Below are 20,529 nucleotides of genomic sequence, written 5' to 3' on the forward strand. Positions count from 1 at the left end.
CTTCCTGTTCTGTTTTGTCTGCTGCTGCTTAAAAAATTTACCGATCTCTGGTGCTACTTCTTTGAGCAAGTGGTCTCTGACTGCTAATTCTATGCTGTTAAAGCTTTTTAGCTCTTCTTTTGGGGTATTATTCAATAGAATTGCCGCCGCAGCTTTTAGATGTTCTTTCAGAACTTTGCTTTCTTCGGGTGTCATCTTTTTAACCTCATTTTTTATTCATTTTCTCATATGCCATCTATAAGTAGAAATACTCATTGCATTAGTGAGATGCTCCCAGTAACTTGCTATCCATATACCTAATTTCAAATTAGATTTAAGTTAATGCTTTGTTTAAGGAAAGTTAGAACATTTGACATAAAATCATTAAAGTAATTGTATTCTTGTCCTCTAAATGGAATCACTTTGTAGTTAGCTTTGATTTCATCAAAAAATTTCGTCACTTCTTGATATCCTTCAACTTCTAAAACAGTCCAATTTACTTTGCATAACAAACAATGAATATCTTTCATTACTTGCAATTTATACACAGATAAATCAGGACATATAGATAAGTCAGGTCTATCCTTATAATCATGTATAAACATAGCATTACTTACTTTATCTAGTATAGCAACTAAGTTACTATCAATATTTCTTGGCACAGTTACGATGTGAATGACAAAAGTAAAACCATCTTCATTTATTTCATAGGGACAAACATTTTCATTAATTCCAATCAGATGATCTTTACGATATTTTTTGTATTGCGAATAATTTAGATCTTTTATTTCTTGGTATAAATTGTCAATATAAGATCCATCTTTATTTCTCCAAGCAATAAAATTATCAAAAGAGTCTATTTTTATAATTGGCTCGTCTTCAATTTCCAATATTTCTGTTGTTTTAAAACAAGGTAAATCTATTAAATCATTAATTAAAACTTTGACATGAATTTTTTTGTAAAGACTATCGAAAACAATTAATTTATTGTAAATAAATGCCAATCCAAATTCATCAAATAGACTTTCTGCAAATTCATAATGAGAGAATCCAGCCATATAAGTAACGAAATTACTTCTAGATTCGGATAATTTATCTCTTTCTTTTAATGCCTCTTTTAAAGTTATAACTGTAGGTTTTTTGCATTTATTAAAGATATCTAAGAAATGGTTGTTCATAAGTCCCTCTTATCTACTTGATAAGTTCCTCTTATCTACTTGGACCAGAAGTTACGATAACATCATTACCATAGTGAGAAAGCCATTCATCATATGGCATAGGTGTTCGAGTTCCTAATCCCATTGGATCGTAAACCATCCCATCTTTTACGAAAACATCATGATGCCCCCATGGAATATCATCTGGAAATCCTGCTTGTGGTTCAGGCAGAAAAGGTGCGTTATGAGCAGGTTTTATGGTAATAATTTCTCCAGTCTCTCCTTTTCTCTTGAAATAGCTTCTAAACTCTTTGGCAATACTAGTACAATCTGCATTGTGAACCAGAATGCCTAAATCAGAGACGAAATAGGTATGGAAGCCTTCAACCTTGAAATTATAAACAATGAAGTTACCTTCACGCTTATCAACACCATCAACATCAATAATTCTACCATCTTCAGTTTGCAAAAGACTTCCAATATGTAAATCTTTTGCCTCAACCCAACCAAGATCAGGAGTCCAGAAAGGATGCTCACCTGTAGTAGAAATTATTTCACCATCAATGTAAATACTGGAGTTTAGACTAAAAAAGGAAAAAAAGGCAGAGTAAAAGAGATACAAACTGCCTAAAGTAGATGAAAAAGAAAAGCACATCTACAGTCATGATTATTGATAAACTACAGAACTTTCGTCAACAGGCATATAATTTTTTAGGAAATGGAAGAGATGCAATATTTGACTTAATGGATGCAGTGTTAACCAGTCCAAGCGTGAAATCATTTGCAGAATTATCGTTATCTGCGGTGTATCGGCGGAAATGGTCAAGCCTGTATGAATCACTAAAAGATAGTCGTCCGAGACGAGGAAGGCTTAGACGACTATGTGTAGAACAAATACCCAAAGATATTCGCCCCTTGCTAGCAGGAGACCATACAGGGTGGGGAAGACCCCATGCCAAAACGCTAAAAGACAGGAGTTTTGTGCATCAACCGAATTTGGTTGAAGGCAACAAACCAATTGTGTTGGGGCATGACTACAGCACCTTGGGATGGGTACCAGAAATGTCAGGGAGTTGGGCAATCCCGTTATGTCACGAGCGGATCAGTAGTTTTGAGACAGCAGCCCAAAGAGCAGCCTTCCAACTGAGGCAAGTATGCCGCGATTTGTCCGTAAGACCGATCGCTACTTAGGGCTTGCTGAAAAAGAGACTAAGCGGAAAGGAGTGTGCAAAGAGGAAGGGGATAATACTTTGACTGTCTACTAGGAAATTGCCAAGAAAAAGAATTAAAGTTAAAGAGCGGTTTCCGCGAAGGAAGAACAAAGAGTTGCCAGCAAAACAAAAACCAAGAAAAACCGAAAAAAACAATCCGCTTGAGCAGGGCTTCCAAATTCATCACCAAGAAAGTGATAGCGATCGCTGTTTCCGAAGTATTTGCTAACTTGGTCATGACACGATTTAAACTGAACCGTCGTTTAGCCTGTCCAAACTTACCTTCAATTCGATTGCGAACCTTAGCATCTTCGAGAGTTTGCTTGCGAATAGTCGCCAAATCATCAAGTACAGGTCTGCCCAAAGGCGGAGCCGTAATCCGAATACCCAGATTTCGACAATAGGCGCGATTGCTGCGAGTGCGGTAGATCTGGTCAACGTAAACCGCTTCAGGATAATGTCCAAAGCGAGATTTAAATAATTCTACTTGCTGCTGCAAATCCCCCGATTCATTGAAGTTAGCCCAACTGAGATGGTCGAGAAATGCATGACCATCCACACAACTAACCGAGAGTTTAGCGCCAAACTCCACAGGTGTTCCTGACTTACCTCTGACAATCGGACGTACATGAGGTTGAGTAATACTGACGATGCGGTCGTCTATGCGATGACAACCTTGCTCGTACATCAATTGTTGTTGCCGATATACTTCACTAACGACCAGTAAGTTCCGATAGAGATTCTTCTTCAATTCTGATAGCATTGCCCCTGCGGCAATTAGGGTATCAATATGGGCAAGATTGCGACGGACATAGCCCAACTGTTGGCGTAATGCCTTGCGAATCTTTTTAGAATTGGGTTTGCGTTGTTTGGCAATTTGTAGATAAGCTGTCCTTGCTTCACGACGATAGGTGCGTGGTTTCTTCGGTAATTGTTCTTTCACTTGTTTGTAAAGAGCATCAATCACAATTTCCGTTTGTTCTCTTGCTTCGTTCAACAGTTTAATGTCAGTGGGATAACGGATGTCGACTGGTGCGACTGTTGCATCTAGCAGTAATTTTCCTTGGTTTGCTGGTTCTGTTTCTTTCTGTTTCTTTTCTACATCCTTCTCTTCCTTCTTTCCCTGCTTTCCTTCTATCTCTTTTTGTCCCGATTCCTTAGGAGGCTTCACAATCCGTTCGTTGATTCTGCCCACGATCTCTAGGTTCAATCGTTTGCGGAAATGTACCATCATGCTTGATTCAAATGGTGCTTTGTCGCTGTACTCTGATAAGCCTAGGAAGTATTGTAAATATGGATTCTCGCGGATCTGTTCCACTGTCTCTTCGTCGCTTGTTCCTAACTTCTCTTTGATTATCAGCGCCCCAAGTGCCATCCGAAAGGTCTTTGCTGGCGCTCCTTGTCCTTGGCTAAATTGTTCTGCATATTCACTCTCAAATTGTTCCCATGGTACTAGTTCTGCTAATCTTACCCATCGATTTTCTCCTGACAGTTTGCCACCAAATGGTAAGTAGAAATTCTCGAATGATAGCTGTCCCGTGGGAGATTGTCGGTACATGAAATTTTATTTGTGCAAGGGTTTTACTTGCTTTTCCTGCTTTTTCTTGCATTTTATCAGTTTTCGATCTCCTTGGAAACCATTGCTTGTATGCTTTTCTTGCTTTTTCAGTAAGCCCTAACTAGTCTTCAGGCAAAAAATCCTCATCTAGCGTTTGCTCAGGAGTAAAGGGAGACTCCATTGGGAAAGTCGCGATCGCTAATCCTGTTTCGGCACTGGTTAACTTCCTTGCATTTAGATAGCAATCAGCAAACTCCTGCAAAAAATATCGCTTCAAGCTAGGACTATGTTTAAAGGCTTTGTGCAATCTGAGGCGATGTTCGATAATCGTATAGCGCCAACTATTAGAACGCTTTTCTGATTGATACTTATATTTGAGAAGATGCATCAGCAAAACTTCTAAATTACTTTCGATCGCTTGTTTTTGACTGCCACCCATTCCTTCAAGTTCTGCAATTAAATTCTCAAGATCTATCTCTGCAAAATTCTGCGATCGCAAGAAATCCACTGCTTGCTCTAACCACAAAGCATAATCCTGCTCATACAATGTGCTATGAGTGCCAGCCTGAAATGGATTAGGTAGAGCAACAGTCATAATCTTTAGGCAAATCTTACCGCAAGTATAGCAAATGCTGATTGGTGAACGGTTATGTAAACCGTTCATCTCTAATACCAATTCCCAAAATGGCAACGCCATTTTGGGAATCTCAAAACCTTACTGGGCTTGTTTTTTAATGAACTGAAGTGAGCCAACACTTCAGTTCATTGGTATAATATTACTGACTATAGCTATAATTCACGAAAATGTGATAACACTTTCGTGAATTGGTATAAAAAATCTGTGATGCGTTTTGGAAAACTTCTGGCATAATACTAGGGATTTTTTGAGGCGCGAGATGTCCGAACTACGAGACTATCAGCAACGGGTCATCGATGAAATTTATGCAACTTGGCAACAGGGCAAGCGCGCTATCTTGTTAGCCATGCCTACGGGTTCAGGAAAGACCCGCACATTTAGCGAACTCGCCAAAGATTTTTGCGATCGTGATCGGCGTGTCCTCCTATTGGTACATCGGGAGGAACTACTCTGGCAGGCTAAAAAAACCTTAGAAAAAATCCTGCGATCGCCAGTAGGTGTCATCAAAGCCGATCGCCCGATGCAGCTAGAGTATCCAGTGCAATGCGCCTCCGTGCAAACTTTAGTAAAACGGCTCGAAAAACAAGAAATAGATTTAGGGGCGATCGCTTTAGTAATTATCGACGAAGCCCACCTATCCCTTGCACCCAGCTATTTATCTATTTTGAGGTATTTCCCTAAAGCTTTGATTTTGGGAGTGACGGCTACCCCTTCGCGATTAGATGGGCGTGGTTTCGATCGCCTTTATGAGGCTCTTGTTATCGGTCCTTCCGTATCGGAATTGATCTGGCGAGGATTTCTCGCGGATTATGAAGTTCTTGCTCCTGAAAGTTTTTTGCCAACCGAAGAAGGAATTCGCATTGCAGGTGGTGATTTTAATTCTGCCGATCTGGCTGAGCGTATCGATCGCCGCTATGTCGCTGGCTGTGCTGTGGATGCTTATTTGCACCACTCTTGCCAGAAGCGCTGTGTCGTATTTGCCATTAACTTAGATCATTCCAAAGCGATCGCTGAACGTTACTGCGCCGCAGGTATTGTTGCCGAACATATCGATGGCGAAACTGCTCCCAAAGATCGCCAAGCTATTCTCGAACGTTTCCGCGCTGGTGAAACTCAAGTTCTTTGTAATGTTAATTTGTTTACTGAAGGTTTTGACGTTCCAGAAATTGAAGTTATTCAACTTTGCCGTCCCACCAAATCCGTTGCTCTCCATTTGCAAATGCTCGGTCGGGGGCTGCGCCCTAAGGGAGGACGGAAAGCATTGATTCTCGATCATGCGGGAAACTGTTTGCGCTTAGGAGGGGCAAAAGCAGACCGATGCTGGACGTTGCAGGGATTAACAGAGTCTATTCCCGCCCCCGAAGCATTGATAAACCCTATAGAAGAGGCGATCGAATTTATGGCAGAGGCGATCGAACCGCCGATCGCCTTTTCTAAGACGCAAATCGATCTTCCTAATTTGCCCAAGCGGCGCGTCGAAATTTATGAAACTGATGTTGATTTCTTTCATCTGCCCACGCATACCGAACTCGAAACGCAACTAGCTCATCAAACCTATAGTCAATCCCAACCAGCGAGACCGATTTCGAGCCGATCGCCGAGAGTACCATCAGATGCACCACAATCCTCTCCCCACCGAGATCGCCGCTCCGCTCCCAATCGCCAAATTCCGCCTCAAGCTTCACCTCAGGTTTCCTCAAAGAGACGCTCTAGCCCCCCAAAACGTCATTTGTCACCTTTGCAACAGGTGAGCAAAGCGGCGATCGAGCTAGCGGAAAGGATGGAAAATATTCTCGTATGGATCTGGCGATCGTGGTTTCCTCCCAAGCGCAAACGGGTCGAGATTCCTCGCAGATCTAAACGCCCTCAAAGTTTTTGATTTTATGAAACAACTACTAAAAAGCACTTTGCGTCGGTTTGGTTACGACCTAGTACCTTATGTACCTGTCTCGAAAACAACCTCGGCACTCGCTTCCGTACCCGATCTATCCGAAGCTCAGCAGAGGATAATTTTAGCGGCAAAGCCCTTCACAATGACCAGTGTAGAGCGCATGGCGACATTAATTAATGCCGTAACCTATTTGTCCCAGAATGGCATTGCTGGGGATATTGCTGAATGTGGCGTTTGGCGGGGAGGCAGCATGATGACAGTTGCACTTACCCTTATGGCTCTCGGCGATCTCAGTCGATCGCTTTACCTTTTCGATACGTTTGAGGGGATGTCTTCACCGACCGACGACGATAGAAGTTTGGATGGAGTTTCTGCCGACTTGCAACTCGATCGCGATCCGCAGGGAAGCGGAATCTGGTGTTATGCAAGTTTAGATGAGGTTCGAGCAAATATTCTATCTACGGGTTATCCAGAACAAAAGATTCATTTACTCAAGGGAAAGGTCGAGGACACGATTCCGCGCAACATGCCATCCCAGCTTTCCCTTTTACGTCTTGATACGGATTGGTACGAGTCAACTAAACATGAGCTCATACATCTTTATCCCATATTGACCGAAAAGGGAATCCTGATTATCGATGACTATGGACATTGGCAAGGAGCCAAGAAGGCTGTGGACGATTATTTTGCAGAGCTTGACAGTAATATTTATTTACACCGCATCGATTATACGGGACGTATTCTGGTAAAACCAAGCAGATAGAAGAACTTTGTGCCCAATAATTAAAACCCCAAAAACTGTAGCGCACGCTGCGCGTGCGCTACAGTTTTTGGGGTTTTATATTTAATTGCGCCTAGCTACTTATAGATATTACTTTGCTGTATCCATACATTTTAACTTTGGTTAACTATGGTACAAAATGAACATTCTAAATCGGTTAACTTAATAGCTTAATCAAAATTTAAAGTTGATGACCCATTTTCATCGGGGAATTAGGTAAAGCTATGGCTGAACTAAAAAAAGCTGTTTTAATGATGCATACTGATCGAGTACAAGGGGAATTATGGAAAACAGCTTTGTTAACTCAGCAGTTGGACGTAATTTGGGAAAATATCCCCTTAGACTTAGTTGTATATCTAGAAAAATTTGATCGCCAAAAGCTACCTGACCTTCTCATTATGGATATGGCGATCAAAAGTCCTAACTCAGAAACATTACAGTCATCATCGGTTTGTCAATGGTTAAGTAAGCAACAAGTACCAACAAAAGTTGTTTTGTTTAATCCCAGACAAGAAAAAATAAAAGATATCGAACATAGTTGGGCTTTGCGGCGAGGAGCATCGGATGTTTTGCCTCGCTTATCTCCCGAAAATCTAATGGCAGAAGTTGCTAGGGTTACGGCTTTAATCGGTTGTTCGTTGATAACCCAACCCTTAGAAAAAATTGCTAGAAGCTTGGGTGCTAGCAGTTCTGGGATGATTGAAAGAGAATCGAGCGATGTAGATGAGGCTGAAAGTAAGCCAAAATCAAGATCGGAAACCAAAAACAACTCAAAAAACAACCAAAAGTCTGATGCTGGTGATGTTGTGATGTATCGCGGTGTAAGGGTTAGACGCTAAGAATCCTTGAGAATCCTTGGCATCAATGCATTGTTTATCATATAGCTGCCGCCAGTCTTGTTAGGACAAAATTAAAATCCAAAAGAGGGTTGCCGCGCTCCGCACGGCAACCCTCTTTTGGATTTTATGTCCTGATCCAGTTGACGGCAGCTATACCTTGGCAAATTAAGAAATGCTATAAATTACGTAGCGATCGCCCTAATTTTTCCCAATGTCAAACCAGTCCTATCTGCCTGAAGCTGACCAAGCTCAAGATTTTATGTTGTTTGCCCAGCATGGCTGGGCTGATACCGCCCAAGACATTGGTTATTTAGCCCGATCGCTTGTAGATGCAAACACACCCACCTATGTGCCCAATCTCGGTTGGCTCGACACTTGGCTGACGATCACTCCATTAATTGATAAAGTCGAAACGATTGCCACAGAGGCAATTTCCACCTATCCCCAACTGCCATTGCGAATTGTGGGGCATTCGATGGGTGGACTAATTTGGCTCGAAGTTTTAAATCGTCATCCTGAATGGTGGAGTAAAGTCCATAGTCTTGCCCTAGTTGCTTCTCCAGTAGGTGGCTCGGATCTGGGTAGACTATTCGATCCCTTGGCAATTTCCCCCCTGATTGCTCGCGATTTAGGTAAAAATCGTCGTTCTATCGCTGAAGCGATCGCCGCTAAGATTCCGACGCTGTCGATCGTGGGCGATCTGGGCAATAATACTGACGGTACAGTGCCCGTAAATTGCTCTCAGTTTGCCTATGCTAATTTTGTGTGCTTGCAGGGGCTCCGCCATGCCACGCTCAAAAATCATCCTCAAGTTGCAGCCGCAGTACGTCAGTTTTGGGCTAATCCTAAGATTGCACCTCTATCAACGGATATTGCCTCCTATTTAATCGCCCAACTGCGATCGCTCGATCTTACGGAAATTGACAACCAAAATTTTGCCAAAGCTAAGGTTTATCAAACCTATGGCAAGGATGTTAAGCTCTGGACATGGCAAAACCCTTTTCAAGTTTTGCATGTGTTTGTAAGTGTGGGCGAGCAATGTATTTATAGTGCCTATACGGGATGGCAAGGCAAAACTAAACTGGCGATCGCCCTCAAAAAATTGGCAGTTATTGGCAGTTATCAGTAAGCGCAATTATAGCTACCGCCAGTCTTGTTAGGACAAAATTAAAACTCACAAGGGGGGGGCACCGCGCGGAGCGCGGTGCCCCCCCTTGTGAGTTTTATGTCCCGATACAGTTGACAGCAGCTATAAATGTAAAAACCAGAGTCGTGGCGCGTTTTGCGCCACGACTCTGGTTTTCAATCCTGCATTTCGGCAATCAATTGCAAAATAATGCGCCCATCCTCTGCATAGGGAACCCGTTGCAAATAACTCTCCAGATCGATGCGAGCCTCGGTATGGCGATCGAGCTGATAACAAATTAATCCGCGATCGCGCCATTGGGTCGGTACATCGGGATTGAGCATTAGCGATCGCTCGATCGCTGCCAAGGCTTTAGTGGGTTCGCGACGACGCAGGTAGATCAGTTTTAAATTATTGAGTAAACGATCTAAAATGCGGCGAATATTTACAGGTTCGAGGTATTCCGACTGAAGTGGGATCTCATAGCCATAGAGTTGGGTCAACTTCGCCGCACAGTCCTCAGGAAATAGAATTTCGCCTTTATTGTAGGGATCGATAAATAGATCGAGATCGGGATGTTGTGGGCGAATAATAAAATGCCCAGGAAAACTGATGCCATCCATCGGAAAACCCAACCGATGGGCAACCAGCATATACACCAACGATAGGGTGAGAGGAATGCCCACACGCCTCTCCAACACATCAGTGATAAAACTGTTGCGAGGATCGTAGTAATCTCGCTCATTACCACTAAATTCCAGTTCGTCAAATAGGTATCGATTAATTTCCTGCAATACCTTAAGCGGATAACGGATTTCAGCAAGTCTTGGTTGTAATTCTCCAACCATGCGGTCAAAAATTTCTCGATAATGTCCGAGATCCATACGCGGATATTCTTCCCATGCGATCGCCAAAGCGCCCTCCAATAGATGCTCCACGGACATATCATGGTCTGGCGTATGGGCAATTTGCCAAAATTTTTGCCTTGCTGGGGAAAGCGTTAACACAATGTTTATATCAGTATCAAGATTTTCAAGCTTCAAGGTACATTTCTATATTTCTGTAAATTACCAATAAATTGCAGAAAAATCACAGAAATGCGCCTTAAAGTTCTAGTTGAGCGTATACACCTGTCCACTAAATAAGATACGGGTGATCCCCTTTTGAACGAGTTTAGGACGGGTAATATGGATCAAATCACTAGGAAATTTGATCACCCGCTGATTGTGATGGGAAAACCGCCTTGCGACACGATGGTTGTCAAAAATTGGGATGGTTTTGGCAAGTGACTCTTCGGGGGGGATTGCGCCGAGATCCTTAAAATCCTTCAATGGACGAGTAATGATCTCCGCAATGCGATCGACGACGATATAGCAAATTAGCGGGAGCTCGGCACGGTCGAGGGGCAAAATTTCAAGGCGATCGCCCGTGCTATGCCCACCCCTTAGCTCCGCAAACATTGGTAAAACAGCATCATCATCTTCAGAATCTTCAGAGAAGTCTTCTAGTTCATCCTCCCCAAGATCGAGATTATCCTCATCGACTAGATCGTCCTCGGATTCGTCATCATCATCGAGTTCATCCTCGTCAAGGTCGCCTTCAGGCATATTTAGCGTTTCATCTAGCTTTTCATCCATTGCGATCGCCGTTTCATCACCTTGGTCAAAATTAACGTTACTGTCCTCCGTCTCCACGGGCAAATCGTCAGGGATCAAAGCAAGCTGATTGACCTGAAAGCCTCCCACCTCATAATTGACCCGCGATCCTCTTTTTCCTTCAGCCTTTTTTTTGCTCACCAATAGTCGATACTCCTCAGCAGGAATTAGCTCTTGTAGCAGTCGTAAAACTGTACTCGTACTAATGCCAAACTGCTTCGCTAACTGAGTTGTGGTAGCATCAGACTCACGATAGAGGCGAAGTATTTCTTGTTTATCATCCAGCGCAAGTTTAACAGCCATTGATTTGGGATACCCCGAAACCGTATCTACGAACCAATCAATATCTTAACGCTTGAACGCATGGGTTAGAGTTTTAATAAGTAACTATTTGCAAAACTATTGGTGAAGTATGGCTTTCACAAATAATCATCTCTATGCGAATTAATGAAAAAAGCTCAATCTTAGTTACAGGCGGCACTGGCTCTTTTGGTAAAAAGTTTGTAGAACTGATACTAAACCAATTCCCTAACATTCAACGATTAGTCATCTATTCACGAGATGAATTAAAACAGTTTGAAATGTCACAGCAGTTTTCTGATACAAAATATTCAGGGTTGCGCTATTTTATTGGTGATATTCGTGACGTGCGACGGCTAACTCGCGCTTGTGAAGGCATTGATATCGTGGTTCATGCCGCAGCACTGAAACAAGTTCCTGCGGCTGAATACAATCCCATCGAGTTTATTCGTACTAATGTCTTGGGCTCTGAAAATGTCATTGAAGCGGCTTTAGACAGTGGCGTAAAGAGGGTTGTGGCTCTATCTACTGATAAGGCAGCGGCTCCGATTAACTTGTATGGGGCTACGAAGTTATGTGCTGACAAGTTATTCGTTGCGGCAAATAATATTAAAGGTTCGCGGGATCTCCATTTTAGTGTGGTGCGCTACGGCAATGTCATGGGTTCACGCGGTTCTGTTATTCCCTTTTTCTTGCAGAAGCGTCATGAGGGTGTATTACCAATTACCGATCCGCAGATGACTCGCTTTAATATCACCTTAGAAGAAGGGGTGAAAATGGTGATGTGGACGATCGAGAATGCTTGGGGAGGTGAAATTTTTGTACCTCGGATTCCGTCTTATCATATTACTGATGTTGCCACTGCGATCGCCCCTGAATGCGAGCAGCGTATTGTGGGAATTCGCGCAGGAGAAAAAGTGCATGAGGAAATGATCACGACTTCAGATTCTTTTACTACCGTTGATTGTGGTGAATACTATGCGATCTTGCCAGTTCATGGCGATCTGATCGAGCGATATTGTGAGAACGGCGCAAAAATGGTTGAGGCTGGCTTTAGTTATAACTCTGGTCAAAACAATCAATTTTTGACTGTTGATGAATTACGGATGTTGATTCAAGCCCATGTTGATCCAAGTTTTGCTTTATGAGTTCTTATATTCCCTATGGGCGACAAGATATTAACGCTGCCGATATTCAAAGTGTGATTGAAGTTTTACAATCGGATTGGCTAACTCAAGGCTCCGCTGTCAATCATTTTGAGCAGGTGGTTGCTGATTATTGCGGAGTTAAGTATGCGATCGCTGTTTCGAGTGCCACAGCCGCTTTACATATTGCTTGTTTAGCTATTGGTCTAGGCGAACATGACTATCTCTGGACTTCCCCAAATACCTTTGTAGCTTCAGCAAACTGCGGCTTATATTGCGGCGCTAAGGTTGACTTTGTAGATATCGATCCCCATACCTATAATTTGAGTATCGAGGCCTTGGAACAAAAACTAGCCAATGCGTCTAAGCAAGGCTGTCTGCCTAAAGTTTTAGTGCCTGTGCATTTTGCGGGGCAATCCTGCGAGATGAAAAAAATTGCAGCGTTATCTCAACAGTATGGATTTCATGTATTAGAAGATGCCTCTCATGCGATCGGTGGGAAATATCTAGGCAAAGCGATCGGCTGTTGTGCATTTTCTGATTTAGCAGTATTTAGCTTTCATCCTGTGAAGATTATCACTACAGGTGAAGGGGGAATAGTGTTAACTAATCGTGTGGATTTGTATGAGAAGTTGATCAAACTGCGATCCCATGGGATCACCCGCAATCCAGAATTAATGCAAGGAGAATCTCATGGCGATTGGTATTACCAGCAACTAGAGCTAGGTTTTAATTACCGTATGACCGATATTCAAGCTGCCTTAGGCTCAAGCCAAATGCAACGTTTGGAAGAATTTGTGAGTAGGCGACGATTTTTAGCTCAACGATACAACTATTTACTACAAAATTTACCGATTATTTTACCCTATCAGCATTCTGATACTGATTCTAGTTGGCACTTGTATGTAATTCGCTTAAATCTTGACAAAATCCAGAAAACCCATCGACAGGTATTTGAAGAGTTACGCCAACTTGGTATTGGTGTAAATTTGCACTATATTCCAGTACATACCCAACCCTATTATCAAAAGTTGGGGTTTAAGTGGGGAGATTTTCCTAGATCAGAAGGGTACTATAGAAATGCGATCAGTATCCCTCTATATTATGGATTGAGTGATCAAGAGCAAGACCTAGTTATTACTAATCTGCAAAAAATTTTGCATTGAAATCTACAATGAATAACATCCTTTATGAAAAAGACTTTTATACTTGGGCGCATCAACAATCAGATTTACTGCGTCAGGAGAAGTTTGATCAATTAGATTTATCTCATCTTATCGAGGAGCTAACAGATTTGGGTAATCGTCATTACGATGTAATTCTGGATTAAGATCTCGTCTTGATGAGGCGATGACAGAAAGTTGAGCTGAAGCTAGAGATTTAGCGATCGCTGAAACCGATTTACCCGATGAGAAATTCCCTGAAACTTGCCCCTTCTCTTTGGAAGAGATCATTAATCCAGATTTCTGACCAGTACCCTGAGAATAGCTTTTAGAAGTCTATCTAATGAGTGATATATATGAGTCGATTAGCATTGGGTACAGCCCAATTTGGAATGTCTTACGGTATAGCTAATAAGCAAGGAAAAATAAACTTCATATCGGCAACAGAAATACTAGCATATGCTTATGCGGCTGGAATTGACACGTTAGATACCGCAATTGCCTACGGTGACAGTGAGCAATGTCTTGGCTCTATAGGGGTTAAATCTTGGAAAGTTATATCTAAATTGCCAAAAATGCCAGAATCAACTCCCGATATATTGAACTGGGTCAAACAAAAAGTACTTGGTTCCCTTACTCGGCTTCAACTCCCCAAACTTTATGGTTTGTTACTTCATCATCCCGAACAGTTATTAAGCATTGAAGGAAAGAATCTTTATAATGCTCTAATGCTTCTTAAAGAGGAAGAATTAGTCAATAAAATTGGTGTATCCATCTACTCTGTAAATGAGATAGAACTTTTATTGAGTCAGTTTGAACTTGATTTAGTTCAAGTCCCCTGTAATATTTTAGATCGCAATTTAGTAGAGTCAGGATGGTTATATCATCTTAAAGAATTGGGGATTGAGATTCATGTACGTTCTGTATTTTTACAAGGTTTGCTACTAATGAATACTCAAAACCGCCCTAGCAAATTTAATCATTGGCAAGCTCTTTGGTATCAATGGGATGAGTGGTTAAAGAGTTCAAATATCTCAGCGATAGATGCTTGTCTTAACTATGTGTTATCATTCCCAGAAATATCAAAGATAGTTGTTGGTATAGATACTCTATGTCAATTCAAGGAGATTCTGAATGTTAAAGAAATGAATCTGCAAGTCCCTGATTTTCTCTTTTGCAACGATCCATATTTAATTCATCCCTCTAATTGGAACAATTTATAAAGATTTAATAAGGTCTGAACACTTATGAAAAGATGTATTAGGTGTGGTTTACCAGAAACTCACGAAACAATCTCATTTGACAAGGAGGGTGTATGCGGTATTTGTCGCCAGCACGAGTATAAGCAAAACAAAATTGATTGGAAGGGAAATAAGCAGAAGCTCGATGCTTTGATTGAAGAACACCGAGGTCGATATGACTATGATTGTATTATCCCTTTTAGTGGTGGTAAAGATAGTACATGGACGCTCTACTACTTAGTTAAGGAATATCGCATCAAGCCGTTAGTTATTCGTTTTGATCATGGGTTTATGCGCCCGAATCTCGAAAATAACGTTAAAAGAGTCTCCCGCAAACTTGGTGTGGATATTTTAACTTTCACACCCAATTGGAAAGTTGTCCAAAAGCTAATGTTACAATCCTTTTTAGATAAAGGTGACTTTTGTTGGCACTGTCACACAGGTATTTTTTCTTATCCAATGTGGGTGGCAATTGAAAAGAAAGTTCCTCTAATTTTCTGGGGTGAACCATCATCTGAATACACTTCATATTATAGCTACAGTCAAGTAGAAGAGGTTGATGAACAGCGCTTTAATCGTTACGTCAACTTGGGTATTAGTGCAGATGATATGTTTGTACGCCTTGAAGGAACGGTAGATGAGCGAGATTTGAAACCTTATACCTATCCGTCACTGCAAGAGCTTCGCAGGCTAAACTACCAATCTGTTTGCCTAGGCTCATTTATTCCTTGGGATGCGAAAAAACAATCAGAGATTATTAATCAAGAGCTAGGGTGGCAGGGTGACTGTGTAGAGAATGTTCCTCCTGAGTATTCCTACGAAAAAATCGAGTGTTATATGCAAGGAGTTCGTGACTATATTAAGTTTATCAAGCGAGGATATTCTCGTCCTTCACATTTAATTGCTATTGATGTCCGCAATCAAAGAATGACAAAGGAGCAAGGTGAAAAACTTATTAAGACATACGAAGGAAAACGTCCGCCTAGCCTCGATTTATTCCTTAAGTTTGTTGGTCTTACAGAAGATGAGTTTCTCGATATTGCGATGAGTCACCAAGTTTCACCCTATATCCATGAACCCGAAAAAACTCAATTAGGCGATCGCACTCCAGATTTTGAGTCTTGGAGTCGCGATGGTTTGATGCCAGAAGAAGATGCTAATGAGCAGATTTCACGTTGGCGTGCTTGCCAAAAATGTAATACGAATAGTTGTAATTCTTAACTAGATAGGAAATCTTCGCTCATATGTCCAACGTTGGCTTAATTGATTACCATGCTGGAAATATACGCTCAGTCGTAACTGCATTTGCTCATCTTGGAGCAGAAACTCAAGTGATTCAAAATCATGTAGATACTACACGGTTAACTCATCTTGTTTTACCCGGTGTTGGTGCTTTCAATTTCTGTTTTGAGCAATTAAAAGTTAGTGGCATGTTGCCAATGATTGAAGAATGGACTTTTGTGACACGAAAGCCGATTTTAGGAATCTGTGTTGGTATGCAACTTTTAGCAGAATCTAGTGATGAAATGGGGTTACACTCAGGTCTAGGATGGATGAAAGGCAAAGTGCAAAAACTACATAGTAATAATCCGAACATCCGCATTCCTCATGTAGGCTGGAATACTGTTCTTTTTGAGCAAGATTTTGGTGATTACCCCAAAAATACAGAGAGAGATTTTTACTTCGATCACTCTCATGCCTATTATTCTCTAACCAAAGATCAAGTGCTAGCAACAGCGAATCATGATCAAACTTTTTGTGCAGCAATTCGACAAGATAATATAGTCGCAGTTCAGTTTCATCCCGAAAAAAGCCAAATTTCTGGGATGAAATTTTTGCAAGGGTTTCTCTCTCTATAAACAATGCTAAAAAAACGACTTATTCCAAAATTTCTAATTAGGTATCAGAAACTGGGCAGTAAGATCAAACCTGTATTGATCACAACACGCTCTTTCTGTGATGAATTTACTGTGGGAGATCCCGTATCTCAAGCGAAAATTTATGAGGCTCAATTTGCCGATGAGTTGATTGTTCTTAATATTGATAGCCACCCAATTGCTTCAGATGAACTAAGGTTAAATTTGGTCGAGCGAATTGCGGATGAAGTTTTTATGCCCCTCACAGTCGGTGGTGGGGTACGAACAATGGAAGACTTTCAACTTTTATTGGAGCGCGGGGCGGATAAAATTTCTATCAACACAATAATGTTTGAAGATATTACCCTGATCTCTAAATCAGCTTATCGTTATGGCAGTCAGTGTGTTGTTGCGTCCGTTGACTTTCGGACTGACCATTCAGGTGAAGCGTATATTGTTCGAGATCGCGCAAAAATTGACACTAATATAAAACTCATCGATTGGGTGCAAAAAATTGTGGCATCTGGCGCAGGAGAAATTTTGCTAACAGATGTTGATCGGGACGGTTCTGGTAATGGATTGAATTGGACTGTCTGTAAGATGATTGCCTCAAGTGTAACAGTTCCAGTTATTATTTCAGGAGGTTGTGGATTAGCAGAACACTTTGTTGATGGCTTTCAAAAAGGATTAGCGGAAGGAGTCGCGGCAGGTACTTTCTTTTGCTTTCGTGATCAAAACCTCCTACAAACCCGATCTCAAATTTGGAATGCTGGTATTCCAATCAGAATGGAGACATAAGATATAGTTCTATATTATGAGATGATGATTGTATGATGAATGTTGGTAGAAACTCTCTATGGAAGGGTGACTCCATCGCTCTATTTGTGCTTCAACCAACAGATGTAAGTCCAAATTATGTTTCTTGGCTTAATAATCCTGTGGTTAATTGTTATCTGGAAAGTCGATTCTCAACGCATACACAAGATAGTACACGCAAATTTGTTGAAAGCTGTCTTGTTGACCCAACAGTATTATTTCTGGGTATCAGATATCTTGATTGGAGACACGTAGGTAACATTAAAATTGCTGTTAGTAGACATCACAAACTAGGTGAAGTTGGTGTTTTGATTGGAGAAAAAGATGTTTGGGGTAAGGGAATTGCATCAAAATCAATCTCAATGATCATGGAGATTGCAAAAACTGAGTTAGGTTTACGGAAGTTAACTGCGGGATGTTATGCCAGCAATCTGGGTAGTCAGAAAGCTTTTTTAAAAGCTGGATTTCAGATCGAGTGCCAAAGGAAAGATCACTTTCTGCTCAATGGCAACCCAGAAGACATGATTTTAATGGCTTCCTTTCTTCGCTAAGATAAATAATTTTTAGACTTTATTCACTATGACTATCCTTGCTATTGTCCAAGCTAGAATGAGTTCAACCCGATTTCCTAATAAGGTAATGCAACCAATTTTGGGTATGCCAATGATTGAGTTGTTACTTAAACGGTTAGCGCTTGCCAAGCAAGTGGATCGCATTATTTTGGTCACATCCCAAGACACAAATAATCAATCCTTGGTAAATCATGTTCAAGGCTTAGGCTATGAAGTCTATCAAGGCAATGAAGATGATGTCCTTGATAGATATTATCAAGCGGCTTGCATAGTCCAACCTGAAACCGTTGTCAGGATTACTGGAGATTGTCCACTTGTCGATCCAGCTATTGTCGATCGCGCGATTACCACATTCCAGCAATCCAAAGTCGATTATCTATCTAATGTAAGTCCCCCTACTTATCCTGATGGCTTAGATGTCGAAGTTTTTACTTTTCAAGCTTTAGCTCAAACTTGGGAATTAGCAACGCAAATCTATGAACGGGAGCATGTTACCCCTTATTTGAGAGAATCAGGTAAGTTTCGGTTACTGGGAATCAATCATACTGAAGATCATTCTGATAAGCGTTGGACAGTCGATGAACCAGAGGATTTTGAGGTAATCACAAATATATTTGAGCATTTTGAGCCCCGTCGTGATTTTAGTTGGTTAGAAGTACTAGAGTTACAGCAAAATCAACCAGAACTATTTACCGCCAATCAACATTTAACCCGTAATCAAGGAGCAAACATTGGTAAGGGACAGAAGTTGTGGAAGCGAGCCAAGCGCGTCATCCCAGGTGGGAATATGCTTTTGTCTAAGAGAACTGAGATGTTCTTACCCGAACAATGGCCAGCTTATTTTAGTAAAGCTAAAGGATGTCATGTGTGGGATCTCGATGGGCGCGAATATATCGATATGTCGATCATGGGGATTGGGACAAATATTTTGGGATATGGTCATCCAGAAGTAGACGAAGCTGTAAGAAAGACCATTGATGCTGGAAACATGTCTACGCTCAATTGCTCAGAAGAGGTGTATCTTGCCGAGCGGTTGGTGGAGTTACATCCTTGGGCGGATATGGTCAGATTTGCGCGCACTGGAGGAGAAGCCAATGCGATCGCGATTAGAATTGCCCGTGCGGCATCGGGAAAATCAAAAGTCGCTGTCTGTGGCTATCATGGCTGGCATGATTGGTACCTAGCTGCTAATCTAAGTAACGAAAGCAATTTAGCAGGTCATTTACTGCCTGGACTAGAACCTAATGGAGTGCCCGAATCTCTGAAAGATACGGTTTATACATTTACCTACAATTGCTTCGATGAGTTGGAGTCTTTAGTCCAAGCTCATGACATTGGGGTAATCAAAATGGAAGTATGTCGCAGTGAGCCACCAAAGAACGGTTTTCTAGAGAAAGTCAGGAAACTAGCTAGCGATCGCCATATAGTCCTGATTTTTGATGAGTGTACTTCAGGATTCCGTGAGACTCTAGGGGGCTTGCATAAGCTCTATGGTGTAGAACCTGATATGGCAATGTTTGGCAAAGCTCTAGGTAATGGGTATGCCATCACTGCAACGATTGGCAGAAGAGAGGTGATGGAAGCAGCCCAAAGTACATTTATTAGTAGTACTTTCTGGACAGAACGGATTGGACCAACGGCTGGACTCAAAACTCTAGAGGTGATGGAGCGAACTCATTCGTGGGAGCAGATTACCCAAACAGGAAAAGCGATCGGGGAAAGATGGCTAAAGCTAGCAGCAAAACATAATCTCAATGTCCAGATTGCAGGAATTCCAGCATTGATTTGCTTTGGCTTTGCTAGTCCCAATCATTTAGCTTATAAAACCCTGATCACTCAAGAAATGCTAGCTCAGGGATATCTTGCGGCAACAAGCGTTTACGTTTGTACGGAACACACACAAGATATTGTTAATGCCTATTTCGATGCTCTTGACCCAATATTCGGTGTTATTGCTGAATGTGAAGAAGGTCAGGATATTGCGACACTCCTAAACAGTCCCATCTGTCACAGCGGATTTAAACGATTAAATTAAAGTCAAGACCAATCTTGGCTCGTATCACAGACAAAGCTATCTGCAATAAGTTCTTCAAACTCGTAGGGACAATTTTCTGGAAAGGTTCGTAATGGTAAATCTGTTTCTCGCAAAGCCAAATCAACTCCCGCCTCAAAGCCATCTTCTACAGCTTCTATTATTCGAGTTTTCAAGCTAGGATTTCTAAGCAAGTGTCGATTAATGGCACGCCGCTGTTCTCGAATTGTCAGAAACCAACTGCGCGAGCGCTTTTCTGGTTGATATAGCCATTTGAGGAGATGCCCCAACAAGACAGTAAGACGACTTACCAATTCTCGATATTCCTGTCTCCCCAAAGCTTGAATTTCCTCCTGTAAATTTTGCCAGTCCAATTCTGATAATTGATGCTGTGCAAGGGCTTGTACTTGCCACTGTGTCCAGCCATAAAAGTCTTGTTGATATAGCGAGATCTCATTAATATTCATATTTATTGATGCTTAACGACAAAGACTAGAACTTTTTTATTACTATAGAAGTTACGCATTGACAGAAGGGAGAAGATTTGCAGGTAGGAGATAATTGTAATCA

21 protein-coding genes and 2 pseudogenes are annotated in these 20,529 nt (G+C 41.5%); 15 read left to right on the forward strand and 8 right to left on the reverse strand.

From position 1 onward, the window contains the following. The 3 genes and pseudogenes from PSE7429_RS27110 to PSE7429_RS26860 all read right to left on the reverse strand — a co-directional run. Positions 1–195 (reverse strand): annotated as a pseudogene (locus PSE7429_RS27110) (hypothetical protein); the annotation flags it as partial. A 107-nt stretch (positions 196–302) separates the two neighbouring features. Further along, positions 303–1,157, reverse strand: a complete 855-nt coding sequence (locus PSE7429_RS07455) for a hypothetical protein (RefSeq protein ID WP_009626507.1) — start codon at positions 1,155–1,157, stop codon at positions 303–305. 31 nt (positions 1,158–1,188) lie between these two features. Beyond that, on the reverse strand, positions 1,189–1,791 hold the full coding sequence (locus tag PSE7429_RS26860; RefSeq protein WP_009626508.1) for a polymorphic toxin-type HINT domain-containing protein: 603 nt from the start codon (positions 1,789–1,791) through the stop codon (positions 1,189–1,191). An 8-nt stretch (positions 1,792–1,799) separates the two neighbouring features. On the opposite strand from PSE7429_RS26860, the pseudogene PSE7429_RS07465 reads away from it, so the two are divergent. Continuing rightward, positions 1,800–2,324, forward strand: a pseudogene (locus PSE7429_RS07465) (transposase); the annotation flags it as partial. 21 nt (positions 2,325–2,345) lie between these two features. Here the strand turns inward: PSE7429_RS07465 and PSE7429_RS07470 are convergent. Then, positions 2,346–3,905, reverse strand: coding sequence for an IS5 family transposase (locus tag PSE7429_RS07470; RefSeq protein ID WP_009626511.1), 1,560 nt, complete (start codon positions 3,903–3,905; stop codon positions 2,346–2,348). A gap of 121 nt (positions 3,906–4,026) precedes the next feature. Next, positions 4,027–4,500 (reverse strand): DUF29 domain-containing protein, encoded by a 474-nt coding sequence (locus tag PSE7429_RS07475; RefSeq protein WP_040687675.1) that lies wholly within the window; start codon positions 4,498–4,500, stop codon positions 4,027–4,029. Between the two features lie 301 nt (positions 4,501–4,801). Here PSE7429_RS07475 and PSE7429_RS07480 point away from each other — a divergent pair, with 301 nt between their 5' ends. The 4 genes from PSE7429_RS07480 (at position 4,802) to PSE7429_RS07495 (ending at position 9,182) form a co-directional block, all read left to right on the forward strand. Continuing rightward, positions 4,802–6,421 (forward strand): DEAD/DEAH box helicase, encoded by a 1,620-nt coding sequence (locus PSE7429_RS07480; RefSeq protein ID WP_009626513.1) that lies wholly within the window; start codon positions 4,802–4,804, stop codon positions 6,419–6,421. Between the two features lie 4 nt (positions 6,422–6,425). Next, on the forward strand, positions 6,426–7,196 hold the full coding sequence (locus PSE7429_RS07485; protein ID WP_009626514.1) for a TylF/MycF/NovP-related O-methyltransferase: 771 nt from the start codon (positions 6,426–6,428) through the stop codon (positions 7,194–7,196). Positions 7,197–7,438: 242 nt separating this feature from the next. Further along, positions 7,439–8,053, forward strand: coding sequence for a response regulator (locus tag PSE7429_RS23430; protein ID WP_009626515.1), 615 nt, complete (start codon positions 7,439–7,441; stop codon positions 8,051–8,053). Positions 8,054–8,264: 211 nt separating this feature from the next. Next, on the forward strand, positions 8,265–9,182 hold the full coding sequence (locus PSE7429_RS07495; protein ID WP_009626516.1) for an alpha/beta hydrolase: 918 nt from the start codon (positions 8,265–8,267) through the stop codon (positions 9,180–9,182). Positions 9,183–9,355: 173 nt separating this feature from the next. Here the strand turns inward: PSE7429_RS07495 and PSE7429_RS07500 are convergent, their stop codons facing one another. After that, entirely contained in the window at positions 9,356–10,222 is an 867-nt protein-coding gene (locus PSE7429_RS07500; protein ID WP_009626517.1) for a SirB1 family protein, read from the reverse strand. A gap of 69 nt (positions 10,223–10,291) precedes the next feature. Next, positions 10,292–11,137 carry a helix-turn-helix domain-containing protein gene (locus PSE7429_RS07505; protein WP_009626518.1) on the reverse strand — a complete coding sequence of 282 codons (846 nt, stop codon included), beginning with the start codon at positions 11,135–11,137 and terminating at the stop codon, positions 10,292–10,294. 134 nt (positions 11,138–11,271) lie between these two features. Between PSE7429_RS07505 and pseB the strand changes: the two genes are divergently transcribed. From pseB to PSE7429_RS07550, 10 genes are all read left to right on the forward strand, one after another. Next, positions 11,272–12,282: a UDP-N-acetylglucosamine 4,6-dehydratase (inverting) gene (gene pseB / locus PSE7429_RS07510; protein WP_009626519.1), complete on the forward strand. Its 1,011-nt coding sequence runs from the start codon at positions 11,272–11,274 to the stop codon at positions 12,280–12,282. After that, the gene (gene pseC, locus PSE7429_RS07515; protein ID WP_009626520.1) at positions 12,279–13,445 is read left to right on the forward strand and encodes a UDP-4-amino-4,6-dideoxy-N-acetyl-beta-L-altrosamine transaminase; all 1,167 of its coding nucleotides are present in this window, start codon (positions 12,279–12,281) and stop codon (positions 13,443–13,445) included. The genes pseB and pseC overlap by 4 nt, the downstream gene beginning before the upstream one ends. A gap of 8 nt (positions 13,446–13,453) precedes the next feature. Further along, positions 13,454–13,609 (forward strand): DUF29 family protein, encoded by a 156-nt coding sequence (locus tag PSE7429_RS27905; RefSeq protein WP_009626521.1) that lies wholly within the window; start codon positions 13,454–13,456, stop codon positions 13,607–13,609. Positions 13,610–13,665: 56 nt separating this feature from the next. Further along, entirely contained in the window at positions 13,666–13,749 is an 84-nt protein-coding gene (locus tag PSE7429_RS27910) for a DUF29 family protein (RefSeq protein WP_233424312.1), read from the forward strand. Positions 13,750–13,798: 49 nt separating this feature from the next. After that, positions 13,799–14,665: an aldo/keto reductase gene (locus PSE7429_RS07525; RefSeq protein ID WP_009626522.1), complete on the forward strand. Its 867-nt coding sequence runs from the start codon at positions 13,799–13,801 to the stop codon at positions 14,663–14,665. A gap of 24 nt (positions 14,666–14,689) precedes the next feature. After that, positions 14,690–15,904: an N-acetyl sugar amidotransferase gene (locus PSE7429_RS07530; RefSeq protein ID WP_009626523.1), complete on the forward strand. Its 1,215-nt coding sequence runs from the start codon at positions 14,690–14,692 to the stop codon at positions 15,902–15,904. A gap of 23 nt (positions 15,905–15,927) precedes the next feature. Next, complete coding sequence (gene hisH / locus PSE7429_RS07535; protein ID WP_009626524.1) at positions 15,928–16,542, forward strand: imidazole glycerol phosphate synthase subunit HisH; 615 nt, start codon at positions 15,928–15,930, stop codon at positions 16,540–16,542. Positions 16,543–16,617: 75 nt separating this feature from the next. Next, entirely contained in the window at positions 16,618–17,337 is a 720-nt protein-coding gene (gene hisF, locus PSE7429_RS07540; RefSeq protein WP_233424311.1) for an imidazole glycerol phosphate synthase subunit HisF, read from the forward strand. A gap of 32 nt (positions 17,338–17,369) precedes the next feature. After that, entirely contained in the window at positions 17,370–17,906 is a 537-nt protein-coding gene (locus tag PSE7429_RS07545) for a GNAT family N-acetyltransferase (RefSeq protein ID WP_009626526.1), read from the forward strand. Positions 17,907–17,934: 28 nt separating this feature from the next. Further along, on the forward strand, positions 17,935–19,962 hold the full coding sequence (locus PSE7429_RS07550; protein ID WP_009626527.1) for an aminotransferase class III-fold pyridoxal phosphate-dependent enzyme: 2,028 nt from the start codon (positions 17,935–17,937) through the stop codon (positions 19,960–19,962). A 2-nt stretch (positions 19,963–19,964) separates the two neighbouring features. Here PSE7429_RS07550 and PSE7429_RS07555 read toward each other — a convergent pair whose 3' ends face one another. Continuing rightward, on the reverse strand, positions 19,965–20,426 hold the full coding sequence (locus PSE7429_RS07555) for a DUF29 domain-containing protein (protein WP_009626528.1): 462 nt from the start codon (positions 20,424–20,426) through the stop codon (positions 19,965–19,967). Positions 20,427–20,529 lie beyond the last annotated feature (103 nt).

Source organism: Pseudanabaena biceps PCC 7429, assembly GCF_000332215.1.
In the GTDB taxonomy this organism is placed as follows: domain Bacteria; phylum Cyanobacteriota; class Cyanobacteriia; order Pseudanabaenales; family Pseudanabaenaceae; genus Pseudanabaena; species Pseudanabaena biceps.